Below are 16,420 nucleotides of genomic sequence, written 5' to 3' on the forward strand. Positions count from 1 at the left end.
CTTGACCGAGCTGGCTTTATTGCGTGTTCTCATCGTGGACAACCACGATTCTTTCACGCATAACCTGGCCGCCTACCTGCACGAGATCACTGGTAGGCGGCCATCCGTCGTGCCTCACGACGCCTGGGATACCTCCGACGCCGCCGATGTCGCCGCGCGGCTCGCGGGTTTTGATGCCGTGGTCATCTCGCCCGGGCCGGGCACCCCGAGCAATCCGGATGACTTGGGGCTGTCCGCTCAGGTCATCGAGCTTTACGACGGCCCTGTGCTCGGCGTCTGCCTGGGTCACCAGGCCATGGTGCAGCTTGGCGGCGGGACCGTCGACCGCGCCCCGGAGCCGGTGCATGGCCGCCGCAGCCAGATTGTTCACGACGGCACCGGCCTGTTCGCCGGGATACCCAGCCCTTATGAGGTGGTGCGCTATCACTCGCTGGTGGCCTGGAAGGTCCCCGAGCACCTCACGGTCACCGCGCGGCTGGAGTGCGCCGGGGAAACCGAAGGACACGCCGCGGCAGGATTGGTGATGGCGGTCGCGGACAAGTCCCGGCCGCGCTGGGGCGTGCAGTTTCACCCGGAGTCCATTGGTGACGGCCATGGTATGATCCTGCTGCGCAACTTCCTCGATCTGGCGGTGCAATGGCACCGGGGCCGCGGTCGCGATGAACTGTACGTGCACGAGGAAGTCACGTATGCGCAAGCGGACTTGAGTCGCCTCATGGAAGGGGCCCTGCGCGGCAACGCGTTCTGGCTGGATTCGAGCGCCGACGAGGGCTATTCCATTCTCGGTGACGACTCGGGGACAGTCGGCGAATGTTGGGACTATCGGGTTGGCGAGCAAGGCCCGGGGTTCTTCTCCCAACTGGAGGAGCGGTGGACGCGCAAGCGCACCTCGCCGTTGACGCCGCCGCCGGTGCCGGGCTGCGACTTCGCGTTTGGCTGGGTGGGTTACCTGGGGTACGAGCTCAAGGGGGAGACCGAAGGTCACGTGGCACACACGTCCCCGACCCCGGACGCGCAGTTGGTGTACTGTGAGCGCGCCATCATCGTGGACCACGCGGCGCGCACTGCCCACGTCGTGGCGCTGCGCGGCGATACACGCGAGGGCAACAACGCGGAGAATGCGCGCTGGGTACGTGACACCGCAGCTGCCGTGCGCGAGTGCATGACTCATACGTCGGCGCCGGGGCACACGCGGGCGTCGGCAAGCGCACGGGCCGACAGCGCTCGGGGTGACAGCGCAGGTGAGGCGCCGGATCGCTGGACCCAGGTGCACGACAAGCAGGCCTACCTGGAGCGCATTGCCCGGGCCCAGGAACTGATTGAGGCGGGGGAGACCTACGAGGTGTGCCTGACTAATCGGTTGGAGCTTCCGGCGCCCGCCGACGTCCTGGCCACCTATCGCACGCTGCGCGGGGCCAACCCGTCGCCGCGGGCGGGGTACCTTGATTTTGGCGAGGTGACGCTGCTGTCGACGTCGCCGGAGTGCTTCATGCAGTTAAGCCCCGAAGGGCTCATCACCTCCCGGCCCATCAAGGGTACGCGCCCGCGTAGCGGCGAATCCGCCGCGGACGCCGCCGCGCGGGAGGACCTGCGAACAAGTGAAAAGGATCAGGCGGAAAACCTCATGATCGTCGATCTAGTGCGCCACGATATCGCCAAGGTCGCGGATGAGGTCAACGTTCCTGCGCTGTTCGCGGTGGAGGAATACGCCACTGTGTATCAGCTGGTCTCGACCGTCTGCGGACGCCTGCGCCCGGAGGAGACGCCGGCGAGTGCCATCGCGGCGCTGTTTCCTGCTGGGTCGATGACTGGCGCGCCCAAAGAGCGCACGCTGGGGATCATCGACGAGCTTGAGGGCACACACCGCGGCGCGTATTCGGGTGCATTCGGGTATATCTCTCGCAACGGTGCAGTGGATTTTTCCATGACAATCCGTAGCCTCGTGGTCCACGGCGACCGCGCCACCTACGGCAGCGGCGGCGCCATCATCGCGCTGTCCGATCCTGAGGCCGAGTACGCTGAGACCATGACCAAGGCGGCGCCGTTGCGTAACCTACTGCGGGGACCTGGCGCATGACAATGTGCAGCGCTGAAGTGGTTGACTCCTACCTCCTGGACGAGGGGAAGGTAGTGGGCTGGCGCGAACACGAGAGCCGGTTCCTAGCGATGGCGGTCGCCGCCGGGGCAGAAGAGCGCGCTGTCGCCGCTTTCCTCGCGCAGTTGCGCCGGGAATTGCCGCGGCGCGGGCGGTGGTTTCCCAAAATAAGTTTCGATTCGGACAGCGGGAAGTTGGACGTGGACGTGCGCCCCGCCCCGCGGCTGCGAACGGAGTCGACGTTGTGGCTACCGGAGGCAGGGGACCCGCGGGTGGCACCGCGGGTCAAGGGGCCCGACCTACCAGTACTGGCCGCGCTACGGGCACAGGCGCAGGAGCTGGGCGCGGATGACGCGGTGCTGCATCGCGGCGGCGAGGTGAGCGAAGCCGCCCACGGCACGCTGCTGCTCTTTGATGGCACGGGCGGCGGAGAGTCCTTTGTGCCCGGTGCGGGCCAGGAGGTCTTGGAGTCGATTACGCTGCGGCGCACAGCGGCGGAGATAGACCGGCGCCGGGTGGCGGTGGCGGCCCTACCGGAATACGCGGCATGGCTCGGCAGCTCGTTACACGGCTGGACGCCGGTGACACAGTGGGTGCTGGCGAACGGGGAACGTCGACAAGCATGCCCCGCGCCACCTACTGCCGACTGCAACGCCGCGCTCTGGGAGGCGGCGGAGACTTTTCCAGAAGGCTAGGCGTCGTCGGTGTCTGCGGCGTCGCCTGTAGCGCCCGCCGCCTGTGCCTCGCGGTGCTCGGCCAGGGCTGTGCGCGCCTCGCGGAGCCACTGCGGCTGATCTTCGAGGAGCGCCTTGATCTCCGCGGTGGTCAGCGGCTTGTCCAGGTCGTTCTTCTTTAATGCCGTGGTGGAAATGCCCAGCTTCTGCGCCACGACGGGGCGTGGGTGCGGGCCGTTGCGGCGCAGTTCCTCCAGCCAGGCCGGCGGGTTGTTGTGCAGATCGCGAAGTTCCGCGTGGGTCACGGCTGAGTTCTGGAACTCCTCCGGCGCGGCGGGGAGGAAGATGCCCAGTTTCTTGGCAGCGGTTTGCGCGCGCATGGCGCGACCGGAGGGCTCGGTGTGCTTTTCGGTGTTATCACTCACGGCTACCACGCTAGCAGCGAATGGGGCATAGGCTGCAATGCTTCGCTGCGTCGCGTCCAGGTGCGGTAGACCGGCGCGCGAGGATGGGGGCGCTAGGATGGGAGCAATGTTAAAGTTAGCTTTCGCCACCGGCACCGAGCCTGGGAAGTGGTTTGACCGCTTCCGGCGTTTTACCGCGCACGGCGGTCTTGACGCGAGGGACGCCGACGATGCGGTGGCGCGCCTGCTCTTGCCTGCCGACGACCCAGACCACGCCAACGTGGCGTTGGCGCGTCTGCCTGTGACCGCGGGCGGGGACCCACGGTTGCGCGCGGGTACGAGCGACGACTTCTTCGTGGTGCGCCTGTACGAGGAGGAGCCGGGCATCGCGGTGCCGAAGGAATCGGTCTACGCCGAAGTGGGCGAGGCTGTGCAGCCGGGCGACGTCGCTGAGGAACACGTGAACTACCGGCTGGGGGCGGACGGGATGGTGGACGTGGATGCCGTGCGCGCCGGGCTTCAGGTGGTGGCGGCCAACGTGGGCGTGGTGATCGCGCCGCGGCCGCTGCTGAAGGTGCTATCGAAGAAACTTGTGGTGCCGCTTGGGTTTCTTGAAGAACCAGATACGCTGCCGCGCACCGAGATTGCCTTGGTGTGGCGCAAGGCCGCCGATAGTGAAGCGATACAAGATTTCGTCGGCATCGCCAAGGGGCGTACCGCGGCGTCGTCGCGACAGGAGAAGCCGAAGCTTTCCGCGCGGGACAAGGCCAAGGCTAAGCAGGCCCGCCGCGAGCAGGCCGCGGGCGGCCGCGGCGTCGGCAAGCCTGCGCGCAATGGCAAAAATACAAAGGGGAATTCACGAGGGGGTTCGCGGGGTCATTCGCGCGGCCGGGGTGGCAGACGTTAGGTGGAGGGGCCCACGATGCACCGCGGTGGGGCGCATGTGACGAGTGGGGATGCGGTGAATTCCGTGTAACCTAACGTTCATCTTTCACTAGTGTAATTTCAACCTTCGGTCGTTAGATTGGTGCTCAACCGGGTGGCAGCCACGGGCCACCCGGCCGGCGTTCGTTGTCAGTCGGTACCGACGGGCGGGCGTGATACCAAGATTATGCTGTCAACCAGCAGCGCCGCGGGCTTAGGTACCTGAGCTAGCGGTGCACTCAAGGGAGAGCCCGAAGCCTATGTTCGACCCGACCACCCCAACCACCCAACCCACTCGCAACCCATTAGACAACATCGAGATGGAGGGCGGTGAAAAGACCGGCGTGAAGACGTATGTGATTGATACCTCCGTGTTGTTGTCTGACCCCTGGGCCCTGCGGAAATTTGCGGAGCACGATGTTGTCCTCCCGGTCGTTGTTATCTCCGAACTGGAGGGGAAACGTCATCATCCAGAGCTTGGCTGGTTCGCCCGCCAAGCTCTTCGTCTTTTGGAGGAACTGCGCCAGACCTACGAGCACCTCGATCAGCCGGTTCCGGTCAACGTTGATGGCGGCACCCTGCGCGTCGAGCTCAATCACCAGGATCAATCCCTGCTGCCCGCGGCGTTCCGCGGCACTGAAGGTGATCACCGCATCCTGGCCGGCGCGTTGAATCTGGCGCACGAGGGCAAGGAGACTGTGCTGGTGACCAAGGACGTGCCGCTGCGCGTCAAGGCCGGTGCCGTGGGGCTGGAGGCCGACGAGTACCACGCGCAGGACGTAGTGCTCACCGGTTACACGGGCATGGCGACGGTCCACACCAGCTCCGAGGTCATCGGTGAGTTGTATCGCGATGGGGAAGTCGTGATCGATGGCGCCGTGACCGAGGCGGGAACCCTCGTGTCTGAGCTGCCAGTGCACTGCGGCGTGACGCTCACCGCGCAGTCCCAGTCCGCGCTTGGCCGGGTGCTGCCGGATGGCGCCATTCGCCTGATTCGCGGGGATCAGCAAGCCTTCGGTGTGCAGGGGCGTTCCGCAGAGCAGCGCATCGCCCTGGACCTGTTGCTTGATAACTCCGTAGGGATCGTCTCCATCGGCGGCCGCGCGGGCACGGGTAAGTCCGCGCTGGCACTCTGCGCCGGCCTTGAGGCGGTCTTGGAGCGCCAGGAACACCGCCGCATCGTCGTCTTCCGCCCCATGTACGCGGTGGGTGGTCAGTCCCTGGGGTACCTGCCCGGCTCTGAGCAGGAGAAGATGAACCCGTGGGCGCAGGCGGTGTACGACACCCTGGACGGCCTAGTGTCGGAGAACGTCATCGATGAGATCCACGAGCGGGGGCTCATCGAGGTACTGCCGCTGACCCACATCCGTGGCCGAAGCCTTCACGATTCCTTCGTCATCGTGGATGAGGCGCAGTCGCTCGAGCGCAACGTTTTGCTCACTGTGCTCTCCCGCCTGGGCCGCGGCTCCCGGGTGGTGCTCACCCACGACGTCGCCCAGCGCGACAACCTGCGCGTCGGCCGCCACGACGGCGTGCAGGCTGTCATCGAGAAGCTTAAGGATCACGAGCTGTTTGCGCACATCACCCTGCAGCGCTCGGAACGCTCCGCCATCGCGGAGCTGGTGACGGATCTGTTGGAAAACGACCACTCCTAGTGTGAGACGCGCCCTAAAATCTGGCGCAGTTACCCCATGCACAACGCCCCCAACTGGTGAAATTACACCTCTTGGGGGCGTTAACGTTGTCGCGGTACACAGGTTTTCGGAACAATTGACTTTATGACCGAAAAGCGCAAAGACTTCCAGATCCGTCCGCTGAAGGACGGTGACTATCCACAGATGCAAGCTATTTATGAAATGGGTCTGCAAAGCGGACACGCCACGTTTGAAACCAAGGCCATGAGCTGGGAACGTTTCCGAACTTCCAAGATTATGGACACGGTCTTCGTGGCGGTGGAAGAAGACGAGCCGGACAAAGTCTTGGGCTGGGTCTCCGCGGCACCGATTTCTTCTCGTTCCGTGTTTCACGGCGTGGTGGAGGACTCCATTTACATCCACGCCGATGCACAGGGCCGCGGCATCGCAGGCGCGTTATTGGATAAGCTCATCGAAGTCTGCGCCGAGATTGGCAAGTGGGGCATCCACGCCTGGATCTTCCCCGAAAATGTTGGCTCCGCGAAGCTGCACGAGTCGCGTGGCTTCGTCAAGGTGGGAACCTACTCTCACCTAGCCAAGATGACCTACGGCGAGTTGGCAGGACAGTGGCGCGACACCGAGGTGTGGGAGAAGCTTCTTCCGAAGCCCGAAAAGGTGCCGACGCCGGACGAGCTGGAGGCGTGCGAGGGCGACCAGGCTGACCAGTAGGTAGTCCGGCGGGCCGGCCTGGAGGGCGGCGGTCGTCGTTTAGTCCACGGTCTCCTTGAGGGCTTCCTCGCGCAGCGGGATGAGCAAGAGGAGGGACACGATGGCCAGTGGTGCCATGAGCAGGAACACTGGGGTCAGGCCGTCGTTGTAGGAAACCAGGATGGCTTCGCGGATCGGCTCCGGCATGGCAGCTACCACGCCCGGTGTGAGCGACTGGGTGCCGCCGCCGGATTCCAGTTTCGCGGCAGTTTCCGCGCCGGCCTTGCCCATCGAGGCGATGGCCTCCGGCAGGCGCGTGGCCATCTCATTCTGCAAGTTGTGGATGAACATTGAGCCCACGAGCGAGGCGCCGACCGCGCCGCCAATCTGGCGGAAGAAGTTGTTCGCCGCCGTCGCGGTGCCCACCAGCTGGATAGGGAAGCTGTTCTGCACAATCAACACCAACACCTGCATGACGAGGCCCAGGCCGACGCCGAAGATAAACAAGTACACACCCAAGACGATGAGCGTGGTGTGCACCTCGAGCCCGGACAACAGAAACAACGCGCCGGCCATAATCGCCAGGCCGACGATGGGGTAGTACTTGTAGCGCCCGGTTCGGGAGATGATAAAGCCCACAGACGTGGAGGTTCCGATCATGCCTACCATCATCGGGATCATCATCAGACCCGCTTCAGTCGGGGTCATGGTGTGCACCATCTGCAAGTAGGTGGGCATATATCCCAAGACGCCGAACATCGCGAGGCCCATCACGGTGCCCGACGCGGTGGTCAGAGCCATGTTGCGGTTCTTGAATAGCGATACCGGGATGAGCGGTTCCGCGGCGCGCAGCTCTACGATGATCAGGAGCACGGCGCTGGTGACGGTGGAAATACCCAAGCCGATGATGGTCGGGGAGCCCCACTCGTATTGGGTTCCGGCCCATGTGGTCATCAGGATGAGCGACGAGGTAAACGTCGCAATGAACAGCGCTCCCAGCCAGTCGAAGTGGGCCGCTTTCTTGTCACCCACCCGCAGCTTGAGCACGGCCGTCGCCACGCACAGAGCCAGAAGGCCGAGGGGGATGTTGACCCACAATCCCCATCGCCAGCCGGGGCCGTCGGTAAACCAACCGCCGAGCACTGGGCCGAGCACGGAGGAGACGCCGAAGGTAGCACCCATGATGCCCATGTACTTACCGCGTTCGCGGGCGGGGATGACCTCCGCCACGATGGCCTGCGAGGAGATCATGAGACCGCCGGCCGCAAAGCCCTGGATGGCGCGGCCGATGATGAGCAGCTCCATGGTGTGGGCGAACCCGCCGAGGGCGGAGCCCACCAGGAACAGGGCGATGGAGCCGATGTAGAGCCACTTACGTCCAAGAACGTCACCCATCTTGCCAAAGATGGGCATGGCGATGGTTTGGCACATGAGGAAGACCGAGATGACCCAGCTCATCTTGTCCACGCCGCCGAGCTCGCCCACGATGGTGGGCAGAGCCGTGGAGAAAATCATTTGCCCCAGCGAGCTCATCAGCATGGTGAGCAGCAGGGCGGAAAACACCACGGAGACGCGCTGGGTGGGGGCGGCGGGCGCTGCCTGAATGTGGCCAGGGCGCGAGGATGAGGCAACGGATTCAATGCGTTCTACCATGTCAGGCCTTTCGCGTAGTCGGTGATGTGTTGAGCGGTGTTAAGTGCGGCGTCGCGGCTGCCTTCGCGCATCGAAACCCAGATGGATTCGCGCGCCAGTCCGCCGATGATGGCTGCTTCTCGACGCCCCGTGACCTCCGGCAGGCGGCGATCGTGCGGGCAGTGCTCGAAGTGCTTCTCGACGAGGTCGATCAGGTCGAAGGCCGTCTGACGTTTCCGGTGCATAACTAGTGCCGCGACGTCGTTCGACTGCACGATGCGCATGCGGCGCTCCCGGATGTGTGGGGACTCCTCGCGCGCTGCGACATGCTCAAAGGTGAGTTCCACGATGGTGCGCACCAAATTGTCCGAAGGGGTGTGGAGAAAGGCGTCGCGGGTGGCAGCGTTGAAAAGCTCCTCCGATTTGCCCAAGACGGCCTCGTCCTTGGTGTCGAAGTAGTTGAAGAACGTCCGGCGGGAGATGCCGGCGTCCTCGCAGATCTGCTCGATGGTGACGGCCGGAAATCCGTGTTCGTCCACCAGCCTGGTAGCTGCGTCTTCGATCGCTTCTTTTGTTTGGCGGCGCTTTTGTTCGCGGAGGCCGCCGGAATTGCTGTCGTTATCCTGCATAGGAGGCAACTTTACACCCGGTGCAAGTTTGCACCAAGTGCATGTTGCGTGAAGTCAGTCGCGGCGGACTTGTCCTGTGACGAGCAGATCACTGCCCTCGGAATACTCAGCGTAGAGCCCATCCTCATTGGGGCGGAACGACCAGGTCCCGTCGGCGTTGCATTTCTTGGACACCGGAGAAGCTTTGAACACGGTGGCCCCTGCGTCGTCGACAGGCTCGGACAAATACACGAAGCAACCTGAGTCCGGGTAACCCAACGTGGCGGTGTTGCCGCCGAAGGTAACCATCATCGTCCACTCCTTGTTATCGCCGGCCTCGGCGGCGGTGGCGGAGGACACGCGGCCGCTATATGTGCCCGTGAGCTCGGTGGCCGACTGGGGCGGTGCCGTGACAGTGACGGTGGCCGCAGCGGGAGAGTCCGCGTCCTCTGGGGCGTCGTTCGGCTTAGTGCTCAATGCGTACCACGCCGCCGAGAGGGCCGCGAGGGCGGCGACGATGAGCACCACGATTCCGGCGGTGATGATTCCCCGCGCGGTGGAACGAGATTCCCGATAGGTGTCAAAGGTGTTGTCCGGCATAAACCCAAGCCTAGTGGCAGTGGTTGATGAGAAAACAATAAAGGGGCCGACTCCTTACGGAGCCGGCCCCACAAGCGACCTAGCGGTCGTGGCCTAATGTGCGACGTTTAGAAGTCGTCGCGGTCGATATTGGCCATCTTCAGGGTGTCCAGGCGCTTGTCCAGTTCTTCCTCGGTGAGGTTGTCGCCGTCGACAAAGCCCAGGTCGATGACTGCCTCGCGGACGGTCATCTGCTGGTGCAGCGCGTGCTTGGCGGCCTTGGCGGCGTTCTCATAGCCGATGGCGGAGTTCAGCGGGGTAACGATGGAGGTGGACATGCCAGCGTACTTCTCCATGCGCTCGACGTTAGCCTCCAGACCATCGACGCACTTCTCGGCGAAGACGCGGGAAGCGTTAGCCAGCAGGCGAGCGGACTCGAGCACGTTACGCGCCATCATCGGGATGTAGACGTTGAGCTCGAACTGGCCCTGGGAGCCACCCATAGCCACGGCGGCGTCGTTGCCCACCACTTGGCAGGACACCTGGGTGAGCATCTCCACCATGACTGGGTTCACCTTGCCCGGCATGATGGAGGAACCGGGCTGCAGCTCCGGAACGTGCAGCTCGGACAGGCCGGTCAGCGGGCCTGAACCCATCAGGCGGATGTCGGAGCCAATCTTGGTCAGGGAGACCGCTACGGTGCGCATGGCGCCGGAGAACTCCACCAGCGAGTCACGGGCGGCCTGCGCCTCGAAGTGGTTCTTCGCCTCAGACAGGACGTCGATGCCGGTGAGCTTCTTCAGCTCCTCGGTGACCTTCGCGCCGAAGTCAGCGTCGGTGTTCAGGCCGGTGCCCGTGGCGGTGCCGCCGATAGCGAGCTCGCCCAAGTGTGGCAAGGTGGCCTCGACGCGCTCGATGCCCAGCTCCACCTGGCGCGCGTAACCTGCGAACTCCTGGCCCAGGGTGACCGGGACAGCGTCCATCATGTGGGTGCGGCCGGCCTTCACGACGTTCTTGAATTCCTTGGCCTTAGCCAACAGGGAGTCGTGCAGCACCTTCAGCGCGGGCAGCAGGTCATTGACTGCAGCCTCGGTGGCAGCCACGTGGGTAGCGGTGGGGAAGGTGTCGTTAGAGGACTGACCCATGTTCACGTGGTCGTTCGGGTGCACCTCAACGCCGTTGTTGGCGGCGATGGAGGCAATAACCTCGTTGGTGTTCATGTTGGAGGAGGTACCGGAACCGGTCTGGAAAACGTCAATCGGGAACTGCTCGTTGTGCTTACCCTCAGCGATTTCCTTAGCGGCAGCGATGATGGCGTCAGCCTTGTCAGCATCCAGCTTGCCGTTGGCCTTGTTCACCTCGGCGCAGGACGCCTTCAGCAGGCCCAGCGCGCGAATCTGCGCGTTCTCCAGGCCACGGCCGGAAATCGGGAAGTTGTCCACTGCACGCTGGGTTTGGGCGCGCCACAGGGCGTCAGCCGGAACCTTGACCTCACCCATGGTGTCGTGCTCAATGCGGAACTCAGTCATGAAAAACCACCTTTAGTTAGTTGCTGTTTCTGCCCGTAGAGAAGGGGGCGCGGGGGAGTTGAAATAGCACAACCCTCACACGGTCATCATAGCGCGTGAGGGTTGTGCAAGTAGCGGGAAGTCCGCCTAATTTAGGACTACTTGGTGTAGTCCACCACGGAGTATTCTGCCAGCTTGGAGAGCTTGTGGACGGACTCGATGTGGCGAATGGTGCCGGACTTCGAACGCATCACCAGGGAGCGGGTGGTGGCGCCATTGGAGCGGTACGATACGCCGCGGAGCATATCGCCGTTGGTCACGCCGGTAGCAGCGAAGTAGCAGTTGTCAGAAGACACCAAGTCGTTGGTGCTCAGAACCTGGGTGACGTCCAGGCCCGCGGCCTTGGCCTTCTCGCGCTCGGCGTCGTCGGTCGGAGCCAGCATGCCCTGAATCTCGCCGCCCAGGCACTTCATGGCGCATGCGGTGATGATGCCTTCCGGGGTGCCGCCGATGCCCATGGCCAGGTCAATGGAGTTGTTGTTCTGTGCCGCAGCGATGGCGCCGGCAACGTCACCGTCCATGATGAGTCGCACCTTGGCGCCGGCCTCGCGGATGTCCTTGATCAAGGTTTCGTGGCGCGGGCGGTCCAAGACCACCACGGTGACCTCATCCGGGCGGATGCCCTTGGCCTTGGCTACGGCCTGAACGTTGTGCGCTACCGGGGCAGTGATGTCGATGGCGCCCGCTGCCTCCGGGCCGACGGCAATCTTGTTCATGTAAAACACCGCGGAGGGGTCGTACATGGTGCCGCGCTCAGCCGCAGCGATGACGGAGATAGCGTTGGGGCGGCCCTCAGCCATGAGGCGGGTGCCGTCCACGGGGTCCACAGCGATGTCCATGGCTGCGCCCTGACCGGTGCCTACTTCCTCACCGTTGAACAGCATGGGGGCCTCGTCCTTTTCGCCCTCGCCGATGACCACGATGCCATTCATGTTCACGGAGTTGATGAGCTTGCGCATCGCGTCCACGGCCGCGCCGTCGCCAGACTCCTTCTGTCCACGGCCTACCCAGCGTCCGGAGGCGAGGGCCGCGGCCTCGGTCACGCGGACCAGCTCCATGGCGAGGTTACGATCCGGAAGTTCTGCATTGGGGTGAGACATTGTGGTGTCGGGGCCTTTCTGTGACGGGGGAGTCTGTGTCAGATATTATTCCACTTCCTATCAAACCACAGTGACCGATCGTCGCCCCCGAATTCGGGCTATTTCTAGGCCCACCGTGCTCCATGCCATACTTGACGGCGTGGCACGCGAAGAAAAACCAAGAATTTTCCAGGGCGGCCGGGACATGATGCTGTCCCTTGCTGTCATCCTCGTGATGATGTTCGCCGTCGTTGGCGTAACCGGCTTGTGTTCCATCAACCCGGAAGCCAAAGACAATCCTGCGGTACACGAGGTCGACGCGGAGACGTTCCTGACTATGGAGGCCCGCAGCACCTCGACGCCGCTGCGCCTGCCGCAGACGCCAGAGGGCTGGATGCCCAACGTCGCCCGCCGTGCCAACGTGGCGGGAACCCCCGCCGCCGTCGTGGGCTGGGTGACGGACAAGGACACCTTCATCCAGCTGATCCAGACCTCGCTCCCGCTTGACGACGCCGTGACAGGCGTTGACGCCAATTACCGCGAGGTCAAGCGCACCGTGGACGTTGACGGCGTGGAGCTGCAACTGCACGCCGGTGAATCCGGCGACGTCAAGGATTTGTGGGCCGCTGACCTTGGTGACATTCGCGTGGTTCTGGGCGGCACCGCTAACGAGGAGGACGTCACCACCCTCCTCCGTGCCACCATGGACGCGCAGCCGCTGCCGACTAAATAAGCCGTCTTGTGGCTAGGCAGTGACGGCGCTAAACGTCACGGCCTTGACCACCTGGCGCTCGCCGTTCTCGGTCGTCTCGGCCGCTTCGGTGGTCGTCACAATGTCTAAGCCTGCGGCGCGGAAGGCGTCGAGCTGTTCTACGCTCGCGCCGGTGATGGGGTCTTTGCCCCAATGCAGCGAGACCTTTTCTTTCATCACGTCGGTGCGCATCGTTATGGACTCCACACCGCCGTCTTCTGGAACGCGGACCTCCAGCGCGTCGTGGAAATACAACACGCTGTCGCCATCGACGCGGTGGGCCCTGCCAAAGAAGTCCTCCACCTGGCGGCGCGTGTCGCCGAAGCACACGGAGCCGGCTGCCCCGGAGCGGGAAATAAAGTCCACGCGGTCAGCGTAGCCACGTAGCTGCATGACTATTGTCCTTCCTGTTCGCCTGCAGGGGAGTTGTCTGCGCCCTGGGCCGCCTGGAGGGCGCTTTCCACGCGGCGGGACGCGCCGTCGAGAAGCTCTTCGCAGCGCCGGGCCAGGGTCTCGCCGCGCTCCCAGTAGCGCAACGACTCATCAAGGCTCATCTGACCAAGCTCGAGGATGCGCACGGTCTCCACGAGTTCGTCACGCGCCTGCTCGTAGCCCAGTTGCTCAACAGGGGTCTGGGCGTTGTCATTGTGTTGGCCGTGGCCGAAGGTGTCGGGGCTGGGGTTAGTCATGAGGTGTCCTTTCGCTGAAGGTGTTTTTAGTCGGCTGGGGTGGCGGCCATGCCGGCGGCGGTAATCGATCCGTCGCCAACGCGGATACGCAACTGACTGCCTGGCGGGGCCTGGGTGTACGAGGTGACCACTTCGGGGTCGCCGCCGTCGCGCGGGAGTACCTGGACCACTGCGTAACCACGCTCCAACGTGGCGGCGGGGCCCAGCGTTGAGACCTGAGAGCGCAGACCGCTGATCCGGCTGGTTTCCTTCTCCAGGAGGTGGGAAATGTCGCGGCGAATCAGTGTACGGGCGCGGTCGAGCTCGTCGCGGCGGCGGGTGATCGGGGTCAGCGGGTCCGCGAGCACCGGGCGGGAACGCAGGGACTGCAGATTACGGCGTTCGCGGTCGACCCAGCCGCGCAGCGAACCCGCCATGCGGGAGCGGGCCTCACGCAGCCTCTCGCGTTCGGTGACGACGTCCGGGACCACCTTCTTCGCGGCGTCGGTAGGCGTGGCGGCGCGGAGGTCGGCGACGTTGTCGAGCACCGGATTGTCCGGTTCGTGGCCAATGGCGGAGACGACCGGGGTCTGCGCCGCCGCGACAGCGCGCTGCAGGGATTCTTCGGAAAACGGGAGAAGGTCTTCCACCGAACCGCCGCCGCGGGTGATGATGATGACGTCCACCTCCGGGTCCGCATCGAGGCGCTGCAGGGCGTCGATGACCTGGGGTACGGCGGTAGCTCCCTGCACTGCGGTGTTGATGACCCGGACATTGACCTCAGGCCAGCGTGCTTGTGCCACGGCGAGGACGTCGCGTTCCGCCGCGGAACCGCGGCCCGTGATGAGTCCAACGGTCTTGGGGAGAAAGGGAAGCGGGCGCTTCCGGGAGGCGTCGAAAAGCCCCTCCTGGGCCAGCTGCTGCCGCAACATCTCAACGCGCGCGAGCAACTGCCCCAGTCCCACCTGCCGGATCTCCGACACCCACAGGGAAAAACTGCCGCGTCCTTCGTAGTACTGAGGCCTACCCAAGACAACTACGCGGTCGCCGTCCTTGAGTGGGGTGGGGGCATTCGCGATGATATTTGTGGGACACGTCAGGGACACCGACTTTTCCTGCTCAGTATCGCGCAACGTGAGGTAGCTGAGCTTCCAGCTGGGCTTGACATTGATCTGAGTGAGCTGGCCCTCGACCCAAATATAGCCCATACGCTCGATATATGACTTCACTACGGAGTTGAGTTGGCTCACCGGCCAAGCGGTGTCCGCGGTGTTCTTGGTGGATCTCGCCTCCGCCAATGCTGCGCCTCCTTGAGAAAGTTAGTGACGGTCACCCAGTCTAGCCCAGAGGGTGACATACGTGGCCTATGGTTTTTCGCCGATCTTGGCTAGTCTGGTGGGCATGACTGAAGCTGGCAAGAATGTACTACTGGCCGCACCCCGCGGATACTGCGCGGGCGTCGATCGCGCGGTGGAGACCGTGGAGCAGGCCCTGGAAAAATACGGCGCACCCATTTACGTGCGCAAGGAAATTGTGCACAACCGTTACGTCGTTGAGTCGCTGGCTAAGCGTGGCGTGATCTTCGTTGAGGAAGCTTCAGAGGCCCCGGAGGGAGCGCACCTGGTGTTCTCCGCACACGGTATCTCTCCCGCGGTGCGCCGCGAGGCTGAGGGGCGCAAGCAGCTGACCCTGGACGCCACCTGCCCGCTGGTGACCAAGGTGCACAAGGAAGTCCAGCGATTCGCCCGCGATGGATACCATATCCTGCTGGTGGGCCACGAGGGCCACGAAGAGGTGGAGGGAACCGCGGGTGAGGCCCCCGAGATTACCCACCTCGTAGACGGATTCGCCGGCGTGGAGGCGCTGCCGGACTGGCTGCAGAACGAAAAGCTCGTGTGGTTGTCCCAGACGACGTTGTCCGTGGACGAGACCGTGGAGGTTGTGAACAAGCTCCGCGAGCGTTTCCCGCACCTGCAGAACCCGCCGAGCGATGACATTTGCTACGCCACCCAGAACCGTCAGGAGTCGGTGAAGGCGATTGCCCCGAAGTGCGATCTGATGATCGTGGTGGGCTCGCAGAACTCCTCCAACTCCAAGCGTCTGGTGGAGGTGGCTCTGGAGGCTGGCTCCAAGGCTTCGTACCTGGTTGACTTCGCCGATGAAATCGACGAGGCGTGGCTCGAGGGCGTGGAGACCGTGGGTGTTACCTGCGGTGCTTCCGTGCCGGAGCTGCTGGTGCGCGAAGTGCTGGAGTTCTTGGACAAGCGCGGTTGGCACAACGTTGAGCAGGTGACCACGACCACCGAGACCATTCAGTTCCAGCTGCCACGGGAGCTACGCGCTAGCCGGGCTTAAATTGCTTTCCGACGCCCCGAGATGCTCACCGTAGCCTCGGGCGTCTATTCGTTGCCGTACACGTCCTCGTCCATCCGGGGGCGCTGCGCGCGTGACGGGCGCTCGTGTGTCTGACGCCGGTCAGGGTCGCCCTCTTGAACGGGCCGGCGAACCTGGGCGCGATCCTGTGCGCGTGCGGTCTTGTCCGGGGGAGTCCCGGTCACTGCGCGGGCGCGGGTAACCGTCTCACGGTTGCGACGATCGGCTTCGGCCTCCTGGCGGCGCTGCGCGGTATGCTCCTCCGCGCGTTTAGCGCTGTTGCGTTGGTGGGACTTGAGGCGCAGCACCGCGATAACGATGGCGCCAGCAGTCACCGCGGCGAGGACCAGGAAGTATTGCGCCAGCGGGTACACCGCCGTGACGATGGTGGTCTTGTTAAACATCGGCGTGCCATCCGCTGCCATCATGCGGGTGATGATGAACGACGTGAGGATGGTGACCGCGGCGAAAGATACCGGCAACATGGCCACCGTCAGGAAGAGCCCGCGCAGCTCCGTGAACAGTGCGACAGCTAGGCCTGCAACGACAAAGCAGGCCAGGTAGGGCACGCCCATGTCCAAATTCATTATGCTGATGAGCATGCCAGTGAGCAGCGCTGCGAGGACAATGGTGATGCCGGACCACGTGGGTAAGCCTGAGGCCCCTTTGTTAAGGGTGGTGCGGGATCCGGAATTAGCATGTGACACGAGGGGAAAGTTTAGC

Annotated in this window: 17 protein-coding genes; 7 read left to right on the forward strand and 10 right to left on the reverse strand. The window is 63.9% G+C overall.

Annotation, left to right across the window (positions count from 1 at the left end; translation table 11 throughout):
• Nucleotide 1: 1 nt before the first annotated feature.
• The gene (locus H0194_RS09485; RefSeq protein ID WP_211996060.1) at nucleotides 2-2,077 is read left to right on the forward strand and encodes a chorismate-binding protein; all 2,076 of its coding nucleotides are present in this window, start codon (nucleotides 2-4) and stop codon (nucleotides 2,075-2,077) included.
• Nucleotides 2,074-2,790, forward strand: a complete 717-nt coding sequence (locus H0194_RS09490; RefSeq protein WP_185175645.1) for an aminotransferase class IV — start codon at nucleotides 2,074-2,076, stop codon at nucleotides 2,788-2,790. The genes H0194_RS09485 and H0194_RS09490 overlap by 4 nt, the downstream gene beginning before the upstream one ends.
• Here the strand turns inward: H0194_RS09490 and H0194_RS09495 are convergent.
• Nucleotides 2,787-3,194, reverse strand: a complete 408-nt coding sequence (locus H0194_RS09495) for a DUF5997 family protein (RefSeq protein ID WP_425486428.1) — start codon at nucleotides 3,192-3,194, stop codon at nucleotides 2,787-2,789. The two genes, H0194_RS09490 and H0194_RS09495, sit on opposite strands and share 4 nt — an antisense overlap.
• Before the next feature lie 106 nt (nucleotides 3,195-3,300).
• On the opposite strand from H0194_RS09495, the gene H0194_RS09500 reads away from it, so the two are divergent.
• The 3 genes from H0194_RS09500 to H0194_RS09510 all read left to right on the forward strand — a co-directional run bounded on the left by H0194_RS09500 (nucleotide 3,301) and on the right by H0194_RS09510 (nucleotide 6,460).
• Nucleotides 3,301-4,080, forward strand: coding sequence for a type 2 periplasmic-binding domain-containing protein (locus tag H0194_RS09500; protein WP_185175646.1), 780 nt, complete (start codon nucleotides 3,301-3,303; stop codon nucleotides 4,078-4,080).
• A gap of 337 nt (nucleotides 4,081-4,417) precedes the next feature.
• Nucleotides 4,418-5,752: an RNA 5'-3' helicase PhoH2 gene (gene phoH2 / locus H0194_RS09505; protein ID WP_246389175.1), complete on the forward strand. Its 1,335-nt coding sequence runs from the start codon at nucleotides 4,418-4,420 to the stop codon at nucleotides 5,750-5,752.
• Between the two features lie 123 nt (nucleotides 5,753-5,875).
• Nucleotides 5,876-6,460, forward strand: a complete 585-nt coding sequence (locus H0194_RS09510) for a GNAT family N-acetyltransferase (protein WP_185175648.1) — start codon at nucleotides 5,876-5,878, stop codon at nucleotides 6,458-6,460.
• Nucleotides 6,461-6,499: 39 nt separating this feature from the next.
• On the opposite strand, the gene H0194_RS09515 is transcribed toward H0194_RS09510, so the two are convergent.
• The 5 genes from H0194_RS09515 to glpX all read right to left on the reverse strand — a co-directional run bounded on the left by H0194_RS09515 (nucleotide 6,500) and on the right by glpX (nucleotide 11,926).
• Nucleotides 6,500-8,092, reverse strand: a complete 1,593-nt coding sequence (locus H0194_RS09515) for an MDR family MFS transporter (RefSeq protein ID WP_185175649.1) — start codon at nucleotides 8,090-8,092, stop codon at nucleotides 6,500-6,502.
• Nucleotides 8,086-8,700: a TetR/AcrR family transcriptional regulator gene (locus H0194_RS09520; protein WP_185175650.1), complete on the reverse strand. Its 615-nt coding sequence runs from the start codon at nucleotides 8,698-8,700 to the stop codon at nucleotides 8,086-8,088. The genes H0194_RS09515 and H0194_RS09520 overlap by 7 nt, the downstream gene beginning before the upstream one ends.
• A gap of 54 nt (nucleotides 8,701-8,754) precedes the next feature.
• Nucleotides 8,755-9,279, reverse strand: a complete 525-nt coding sequence (locus H0194_RS09525; RefSeq protein ID WP_185175651.1) for a hypothetical protein — start codon at nucleotides 9,277-9,279, stop codon at nucleotides 8,755-8,757.
• Nucleotides 9,280-9,386: 107 nt separating this feature from the next.
• The gene (locus tag H0194_RS09530; RefSeq protein WP_185175652.1) at nucleotides 9,387-10,787 is read right to left on the reverse strand and encodes a class II fumarate hydratase; all 1,401 of its coding nucleotides are present in this window, start codon (nucleotides 10,785-10,787) and stop codon (nucleotides 9,387-9,389) included.
• A gap of 137 nt (nucleotides 10,788-10,924) precedes the next feature.
• Nucleotides 10,925-11,926 carry a class II fructose-bisphosphatase gene (glpX, locus tag H0194_RS09535; protein WP_185175653.1) on the reverse strand — a complete coding sequence of 334 codons (1,002 nt, stop codon included), beginning with the start codon at nucleotides 11,924-11,926 and terminating at the stop codon, nucleotides 10,925-10,927.
• A gap of 139 nt (nucleotides 11,927-12,065) precedes the next feature.
• Between glpX and H0194_RS09540 the strand changes: the two genes are divergently transcribed.
• Nucleotides 12,066-12,638 (forward strand): DUF4245 domain-containing protein, encoded by a 573-nt coding sequence (locus tag H0194_RS09540; RefSeq protein ID WP_185175654.1) that lies wholly within the window; start codon nucleotides 12,066-12,068, stop codon nucleotides 12,636-12,638.
• A 12-nt stretch (nucleotides 12,639-12,650) separates the two neighbouring features.
• Here the strand turns inward: H0194_RS09540 and H0194_RS09545 are convergent, their stop codons facing one another.
• The 3 genes from H0194_RS09545 to xseA are packed head-to-tail and all read right to left on the reverse strand — an operon-like array spanning nucleotide 12,651 to nucleotide 14,622.
• A complete protein-coding gene (locus tag H0194_RS09545) occupies nucleotides 12,651-13,049 on the reverse strand; it encodes a hypothetical protein (protein ID WP_185175655.1) in 399 nt (132 codons plus the stop codon).
• A 2-nt stretch (nucleotides 13,050-13,051) separates the two neighbouring features.
• Complete coding sequence (locus H0194_RS09550) at nucleotides 13,052-13,345, reverse strand: exodeoxyribonuclease VII small subunit (RefSeq protein WP_185175656.1); 294 nt, start codon at nucleotides 13,343-13,345, stop codon at nucleotides 13,052-13,054.
• A 26-nt stretch (nucleotides 13,346-13,371) separates the two neighbouring features.
• Entirely contained in the window at nucleotides 13,372-14,622 is a 1,251-nt protein-coding gene (xseA, locus tag H0194_RS09555) for an exodeoxyribonuclease VII large subunit (protein WP_185175657.1), read from the reverse strand.
• 103 nt (nucleotides 14,623-14,725) lie between these two features.
• Here xseA and H0194_RS09560 point away from each other — a divergent pair, with 103 nt between their 5' ends.
• Nucleotides 14,726-15,679, forward strand: a complete 954-nt coding sequence (locus H0194_RS09560) for a 4-hydroxy-3-methylbut-2-enyl diphosphate reductase (protein WP_185175658.1) — start codon at nucleotides 14,726-14,728, stop codon at nucleotides 15,677-15,679.
• Between the two features lie 44 nt (nucleotides 15,680-15,723).
• On the opposite strand, the gene H0194_RS09565 is transcribed toward H0194_RS09560, so the two are convergent.
• Complete coding sequence (locus H0194_RS09565; protein ID WP_185175659.1) at nucleotides 15,724-16,404, reverse strand: DUF6542 domain-containing protein; 681 nt, start codon at nucleotides 16,402-16,404, stop codon at nucleotides 15,724-15,726.
• Between the last annotated feature and the right edge of the window lie 16 nt (nucleotides 16,405-16,420).

Source organism: Corynebacterium incognita, from assembly GCF_014217255.1.
Lineage (GTDB): Bacteria > Actinomycetota > Actinomycetes > Mycobacteriales > Mycobacteriaceae > Corynebacterium > Corynebacterium incognitum.

What these genes read in the sequence shown, in the direction of transcription:
- H0194_RS09550 (WP_185175656.1), bottom strand. Translation starts at nt 13,345, where the DNA reads ATGACTAACCCCAGCCCCGACACCTTCGGCCACGGCCAACACAATGAC.
- H0194_RS09520 (WP_185175650.1), bottom strand. Translation starts at nt 8,700, where the DNA reads ATGCAGGATAACGACAGCAATTCCGGCGGCCTCCGCGAACAAAAGCGC.
- H0194_RS09515 (WP_185175649.1), bottom strand. Translation starts at nt 8,092, where the DNA reads ATGGTAGAACGCATTGAATCCGTTGCCTCATCCTCGCGCCCTGGCCAC.
- H0194_RS09525 (WP_185175651.1), bottom strand. Translation starts at nt 9,279, where the DNA reads ATGCCGGACAACACCTTTGACACCTATCGGGAATCTCGTTCCACCGCG.
- phoH2 (WP_246389175.1), top strand. Translation starts at nt 4,418, where the DNA reads ATGGAGGGCGGTGAAAAGACCGGCGTGAAGACGTATGTGATTGATACC.
- H0194_RS09490 (WP_185175645.1), top strand. Translation starts at nt 2,074, where the DNA reads ATGACAATGTGCAGCGCTGAAGTGGTTGACTCCTACCTCCTGGACGAG.
- H0194_RS09545 (WP_185175655.1), bottom strand. Translation starts at nt 13,049, where the DNA reads ATGCAGCTACGTGGCTACGCTGACCGCGTGGACTTTATTTCCCGCTCC.
- H0194_RS09500 (WP_185175646.1), top strand. Translation starts at nt 3,301, where the DNA reads ATGTTAAAGTTAGCTTTCGCCACCGGCACCGAGCCTGGGAAGTGGTTT.
- H0194_RS09530 (WP_185175652.1), bottom strand. Translation starts at nt 10,787, where the DNA reads ATGACTGAGTTCCGCATTGAGCACGACACCATGGGTGAGGTCAAGGTT.
- H0194_RS09510 (WP_185175648.1), top strand. Translation starts at nt 5,876, where the DNA reads ATGACCGAAAAGCGCAAAGACTTCCAGATCCGTCCGCTGAAGGACGGT.
- glpX (WP_185175653.1), bottom strand. Translation starts at nt 11,926, where the DNA reads ATGTCTCACCCCAATGCAGAACTTCCGGATCGTAACCTCGCCATGGAG.
- H0194_RS09560 (WP_185175658.1), top strand. Translation starts at nt 14,726, where the DNA reads ATGACTGAAGCTGGCAAGAATGTACTACTGGCCGCACCCCGCGGATAC.